Origin of the sequence: Clostridium sp. MB05 (assembly GCF_046581255.1) — a bacterium.
Classification (GTDB): domain Bacteria; phylum Bacillota; class Clostridia; order Clostridiales; family Clostridiaceae; genus Clostridium.
Map to the genome: position 1 here is coordinate 580,905 of NZ_CP174370.1, position 6,596 is coordinate 587,500.

Sequence of the window (6,596 nt, forward strand, 5' to 3'; positions counted from 1 at the left end):
ATTGGTGAGTTGACAGATAATACTTGCTGATTTATAATGTTTAAAATGATTTGGAGAATATCAGACCTAGTGTTAGGTATTTAAATAAAGTAGTAATTTTGAAGGGGAGAAAATCATGAGTGAAACAAAAAAATTCGTAATGACATACGAAGGTGTTAAAAAGCTAGAAGATGAATTAGAATTCTTAAAGACTGTTAAAAGAAAAGAAATAACTGAAAAAATAAAAGTTGCATTAGGATATGGGGATTTAAGCGAAAACTCAGAGTATGATGAAGCTAAAAATGAACAAGCGTTTACAGAAGGTAGAATTATTCAATTAGAAAATATGTTGAAAAATGCCAGTGTTGTTGACGAATCAGAAATTCCAACAGACAAAGTTTCAGTAGGAACAATTGTTAAGGTTAAGGATTATGAATTTGATGAAGAAGTTGAGTATTTTATTGTAGGTTCAGCAGAAGCAGATCCTATGAACTTTAAAATATCAAATGAATCACCAGTAGGAGCAGCTTTACTAGGTAAAAAGGTTGGAGAAATAGTTGAAGTATCAGTACCTAATGGAGTGAATAAATTCGAAATACTAGGAATAAGAAGAGAGTAACGGAGGGATATTTAATGTCAACTGAGGAAATGAATATACAAGAGTTAGAATCTCAGTTTAGTGAGCAAGAAGCATTAAGAAGAGAGAAGTTAGTAGAGCTACAAAATCAAGGAAAAGATCCATTTGACGTATACAAAGTTGAAAAAACACATATGTCAGAGGCTGTTAAAAATGATTTTGAAAATTTAGAGGGAACTGTAGTTACAGTAGCTGGAAGAATTATGTCCAAAAGAGGGCAAGGTAAAGTTGTATTCTCAGATGTACAAGATAGAGACGGGAAAATTCAATTGTTTATAAAAATAGATGAAGTAGGAGAAGAAGCTTTAAAATCATATAAAACTTATGATTTAGGAGATTGGGTTGTTGCTACAGGAGAAGTATTTAAAACTAAAACTGGAGAAGTATCAATCAAGGTTAAAAGTTTTGAGTTAATATGTAAATCATTAAAACCGTTACCAGAAAAATGGCATGGATTAAAAGATCCAGATTTAAGATATAGACAAAGAGAAGTCGATATGATTTCTAACCCAGAAGTAAAAACTAACTTTATTAAGAGAGCTGGAATTGTAAAAGGAATAAGAGAATTCTTAGATAATAGAGGATTTATAGAGGTTGAAACTCCAATGCTTGCACCAATTGCAGGAGGAGCATCAGCTAGACCATTCATAACTCATCACAATACTTTAGATATAGATATGTATTTAAGAATAGCACCAGAATTATATTTAAAAAGATGTATAGTTGCTGGTTTAGAAAAGGTATATGATATGGGAAGAACCTTCAGAAATGAAGGTATGTCAGTAAGACATAATCCAGAATTTACAATGATAGAATTATATGAAGCATTTGCTGATTACAATGATATGATGGAAATAACAGAAAATATGATTGCTTATGTATGTGAAAAGGTAAATGGAACAACAAAGGTTAATTATCAAGGAACAGAAATAGACTTTATGCCTCCTTGGAATAGAATAACTATGGTTGATGCTGTTAAAGAACATGCAGGAGTTGACTTTAATGAAATAAAAACAAATGAAGAAGCTCAAGCTATAGCTAAGGAAAAACACTTAGAATTTAAGAAAGATCTTAAGCATGTAACTAAGGGTGAAGTATTAAATATGTTATTTGAAGAATATGCAGAACAACATATGATTCAACCGACATTTATTTGTGATTACCCAGTAGAAATTTCTCCTTTAACTAAGAAAAAGAGAGGAAATGCTGAATTTACAGAAAGATTTGAAGGGTTTGTATTTGGAAGAGAAGTATGTAATGCTTATTCAGAATTAAATGATCCTATAGTTCAAAGAGAAAGATTTAACCAACAAGAAAAAGAAAGAGAACTAGGTGATGATGAAGCATACATGATAGATGAAGAATTCATGAGTGCTTTAGAAACCGGTATGCCACCAACAGGGGGACTAGGAATAGGTATTGATAGAATGATAATGTTCCTAACTGATTCTGCATCAATAAGAGACGTTATAATGTTCCCAACAATGAAACCACAAAAATAGATTTTTTATAAGGGAATGGGATTCCTATTCCCTTATCTAACTAAATTATATAGTGTATAAATAATAAAATTTTAAAAAGTATAAAAAAACACTTGCATTATTAATAAAAATTGTTATAATAACTAATGTAACTAATATTCCGCGATAGCTCAATGGTGGAGCACTCGGCTGTTAACCGATAGGTTGGAGGTTCGAATCCTCTTCGCGGAGCCATTTTAATTTTAAAATTAATTTATAGGAATATTCCGTGGTAGCTCAATGGTGGAGCACTCGGCTGTTAACCGATAGGTTGGAGGTTCGAATCCTCTCCACGGAGCCATTTTAATTTTAAAATTAATTTATAAAAATATTCCGTGGTAGCTCAATGGTGGAGCACTCGGCTGTTAACCGATAGGTTGGAGGTTCGAATCCTCTCCACGGAGCCATTTTTAAAAGAGTTTTATAAGAGTAGATAAATTATCTATTGTTATAAAACTCTTTTTTACTTGACATATATAAGTCTTTTGGTAAAATTAATATATAATTTAATAAATACTATGAGAAAGAGGAGTAGACTTAGTATTTCTTTTAGAGAGACAATGGTTGGTGAAAATTGTTATTAATTTAAGTTGAAGGGCGCTTTTGAGTATTAATATGGAAAGTTGGGCTAAAGCCAAGAAGGGTGGAACCGCGGAATTTAAATTTCGTCCCTTTAGGTTTGAGGCCTTTTTTATTTATAAAAAATTGGAGGTATTAAAATGGCGGTAGAAAAAACTATGGAAAAGATTGTTGCTCTTTGTAAAAGTAGAGGCTTTGTATTTCCAGGATCAGAAATATACGGAGGATTAGCAAACTCTTGGGATTATGGTCCATTAGGTGTTGAGTTTAAAAATAATGTTAAAAAAGCTTGGTGGAAGAAATTTGTTCAAGAAAGTCCTTATAATGTAGGAGTAGATTGTGCTATATTAATGAATCCAGAAGTGTGGGTTGCATCAGGACATGTTGGTGGATTTTCAGATCCGTTAATGGATTGTAAAGAATGTAAAGCTAGATTTAGAGCAGATAAAATAGTTGAAGATCATATGACTGAAAATGGAGCAGAAGTTGCTAGTGCAGATGGATGGAGTAATGAGCAATTAAAAGATTATATTGAAAAAAATAATATAGTATGTCCTAAATGTGGAAAATTAAATTATACAGATATAAGAAAGTTTAATTTAATGTTTAAAACATTCCAAGGAATAACAGATGATTCTGCTAGTACAATATATTTAAGACCAGAAACAGCTCAAGGTATATTTGTAAACTTTAAATCAGTTCAAAGAACTTCAAGAAAGAAAGTTCCTTTTGGTATAGCTCAAATAGGGAAATCTTTTAGAAATGAAATAACTCCAGGAAACTTTACATTTAGAACAAGAGAGTTTGAACAAATGGAATTAGAGTTTTTCTGTAAGCCAGGAACAGATTTAGAATGGTTTAAATATTGGAAAGATTACTGTTGGAACTTCTTATTAAATTTAGGAGTTCAGCAAGATAGTTTAAGAATGAGAGATCATGGAGAAGAAGAATTATCATTTTATTCAAATGCAACATCAGATATAGAATATTTATTCCCATTTGGTTGGGGTGAGTTATGGGGAATAGCTGACAGAACAGATTATGACTTAACAAAGCATCAAGACCATTCAGGTCAAGATATGAGCTATTTAGATCCAACAACTAATGAAAAATATGTTCCTTATGTTATTGAACCGTCTTTAGGTGCTGATAGAGTTGCATTAGCTTTCTTAGTAGATGCATATGATGAAGAAGAATTAGAAGGTGGAGATACTAGAACAGTTATGCACTTACATCCGTCTTTAGCTCCATATAAAGCTGCTATATTACCACTTTCAAAGAAGCTTTCTGAAAAAGCTTTAGATGTATATGCGGATTTAAGCAAGAAGTTTAACATAGAATACGATGAAGCGGGAAGCATAGGAAAGAGATATAGAAGACAAGATGAAATAGGAACTCCATTCTGTATAACAATAGATTTTGATACTCTAGAAGATGAAGCTGTTACTATTAGAAATAGAGACACTATGGAACAAGAAAGAGTAAAGATTGCAGATTTAGAATCTTATATAGAAAAAAGTTTAGAGTTTTAATTTAAAAGAGAGGAGTGTATAATAAAATTCTCCTCTCTTTTTTGAGTTTGGATATCTTAAATGTTATAATTAGAAAGAATTGGGACAGACTTAAAGATAAGTGAGCCTCCAAATTTCACATTTGGAAAGGCGAACTTACTCATTCGAACGCATGTGAGAAGGAGTTACATAAAACGCCTACAAATTTTATATTTGGCAAGGTGAACTTACTCATTCGAACGTAGTAAGAGGAGTTTCATATAATATCTTATATATGGTTTTGGAGGAAAGCTATGAAAAAACAATTTAGTGAATTCAAAGAGTTTATAAAAGACAAAAATGTTGCTGTTGTTGGTATTGGAGTGAGCAATATACCACTTATAAGATTTTTGGTTAAGCTTGGAGCAAAAGTAACTGCATTTGATAAAAAAAATAGAGAAGAATTAGTTGATATAGCAAAAGAGTTTAATGAATTATCTGTTGCTTTAGAACTAGGTGAAGGATACTTAGATAAATTATCAGGGTTCGATGTTGTATTTAAGACTCCATCAATGAGAATAGATTGTGATGCTTTGCTAAAAGTAAAAAACGAAGGTGCATATATAACATCAGAAATGGAAGAGTTCGTTAGATATTGCAAAGGAAAAGTATATGGCATAACAGGAAGTGATGGTAAAACAACAACAACGACAATTATATCTAGGCTTCTAAAAGAAGCAGGGTATAAAACTTGGGTTGGAGGAAACATAGGTACACCTTTATTTTCTAACATAGAAGAAATAAAAGAAGATGATAAAGTTGTTTTAGAGTTATCTAGTTTTCAACTTATGACTATGAATACACCTATAGATGTTGCTGTAGTAACTAATTTAGCACCTAATCACCTTGATATGCATTTAGATATGCAAGAATATATAGATGCAAAGAAAAATATATTCTTGTATCAAGAAAAAAGTGGAGTTTTAGTTTTAAATAAAGAAAATGAAATAACTCATAGTTTCACATCTGAGGCTAGGGGAGAGGTTAGAGAGTTTAGTTCTAAGAGAGAAGTTGAAAATGGCACATATTTTAAAGATAGTATACTATATTTAAATAACGAAGAAGTATGTAAAAAGGATAATATAGTAATTAGGGGTATTCACAATATAGAAAACTATTTAGCTGCTTTTTTAGCAACGAAAGATGATGTATCCATAGATGTTATGAAAAAAGTTGCTGAAACCTTTGGTGGAGTTGAACATAGATGCGAGTTTGTTAGAGAACTAGATGGAGTTAAATATTATAATGATTCTATAGCTTCAAGCCCAACAAGAACTTTAGCTGGATTATTTGCTTTTGAAAAGAAAGTTATTTTAATAGCTGGAGGGTATGATAAACATATTCCCTTTGAGCCTTTAGCAGAAGAAGGGTATCCTTATATAAAGGAATTAATATTATTAGGAGTAACCAAGGATAAAATAAAAGAGTCTTTTGAAAAGCTTAAAAAAGAAAAAGGAATTGAAATTCCTATAACAATAGTAAACTCATTAGAGGAAGCTGTACTTAAAGCAAAAGATTTATCTAATAATGGAGATGTTGTGACACTTTCACCTGCATGTGCATCTTTTGATATGTTTGCTAACTTTGAAGTAAGAGGAAATAGGTTTAAAGAAATTGTAAATCAACTAAAATAAAAATAAAAGGCTGTATAGCCTTTTATTTTTTAGGTTGAATAAAGAATTTTTATTTCTTGTAAATTCGATGCTGGTTCTATAAAAATTCCTTTTTCAGTAGGAAAATATTCATTTGTGAAATCTGAAAATAATTTATTATATTCAAATTTATCGTTTTGTGTAGCTTGTGTAATAGTATAGATTGAATTTGGGTCATCATTATTAATAAAATAAATTTTATTCTCTAGTTGTTTCAAGTTACTAGCATTAATATTTAAAACTTTCTTTATTTCTTTATTTGAAAGATTTAAAGAATATAGAGAATTATTATCAGAGGTATTTATAAATAATATTTCGTTATTATAAGTTATAAAACTATCTACAGGCATATCGGTTAATTTTAAATTATTATCTTTACCATTATTATTATCTATTACTAAACAATATAATTTAGAGTTATCATCTAAATTTTTATAAAATATATTATTACTATTTAAAATAAAATTTCCTGCTTTATTGTTTGATAAGATAGTTTTAGACTTAGATTTAATATCATATGAGTACATATTATTAGTATTTAAATCAATATAATATAACTTTCCGTTTTGGTAGACTATTCCTTTAGGTGAATCATTATTAATTTTTACTATATCCTTTTTTTCATAATCTAATTTATAAAGCCCGTGATCCTTAGATGTTGATGAAAAATATAATGTAG

General features: G+C 30.1%; 5 protein-coding genes, 3 tRNA genes and 1 other annotated feature (1 of these 9 only partly in view). Of the genes, 7 read left to right on the forward strand and 1 reads right to left on the reverse strand.

The window, feature by feature from the left end:
• Positions 1-115: 115 nt before the first annotated feature.
• From greA to murD, 7 genes are all read left to right on the forward strand, one after another.
• The gene (gene greA, locus ACH36K_RS02850; RefSeq protein ID WP_411169487.1) at positions 116-598 is read left to right on the forward strand and encodes a transcription elongation factor GreA; all 483 of its coding nucleotides are present in this window, start codon (positions 116-118) and stop codon (positions 596-598) included.
• Between the two features lie 14 nt (positions 599-612).
• Complete coding sequence (lysS, locus tag ACH36K_RS02855; RefSeq protein ID WP_411169488.1) at positions 613-2,118, forward strand: lysine--tRNA ligase; 1,506 nt, start codon at positions 613-615, stop codon at positions 2,116-2,118.
• 138 nt (positions 2,119-2,256) lie between these two features.
• Positions 2,257-2,331 (forward strand) — tRNA-Asn (locus ACH36K_RS02860).
• A 31-nt stretch (positions 2,332-2,362) separates the two neighbouring features.
• Positions 2,363-2,437: transfer RNA gene (locus ACH36K_RS02865), tRNA-Asn, on the forward strand.
• 31 nt (positions 2,438-2,468) lie between these two features.
• Positions 2,469-2,543, forward strand: a tRNA-Asn gene (locus ACH36K_RS02870).
• Positions 2,544-2,645: 102 nt separating this feature from the next.
• Positions 2,646-2,812: a binding site (T-box leader), on the forward strand.
• 43 nt (positions 2,813-2,855) lie between these two features.
• Positions 2,856-4,247 (forward strand): glycine--tRNA ligase, encoded by a 1,392-nt coding sequence (locus ACH36K_RS02875; protein ID WP_411169489.1) that lies wholly within the window; start codon positions 2,856-2,858, stop codon positions 4,245-4,247.
• 272 nt (positions 4,248-4,519) lie between these two features.
• The gene (murD, locus tag ACH36K_RS02880; RefSeq protein ID WP_411169490.1) at positions 4,520-5,899 is read left to right on the forward strand and encodes a UDP-N-acetylmuramoyl-L-alanine--D-glutamate ligase; all 1,380 of its coding nucleotides are present in this window, start codon (positions 4,520-4,522) and stop codon (positions 5,897-5,899) included.
• A gap of 29 nt (positions 5,900-5,928) precedes the next feature.
• Here the strand turns inward: murD and ACH36K_RS02885 are convergent, their stop codons facing one another.
• Positions 5,929-6,596: the 3' portion of a DUF5050 domain-containing protein gene (locus tag ACH36K_RS02885; protein WP_411169491.1), read on the reverse strand. The gene runs 334 nt beyond the window's last position; only the last 668 of its 1,002 coding nucleotides appear in the window; the start codon falls outside the window, past its right edge — the gene reads right to left on this strand; its stop codon occupies positions 5,929-5,931.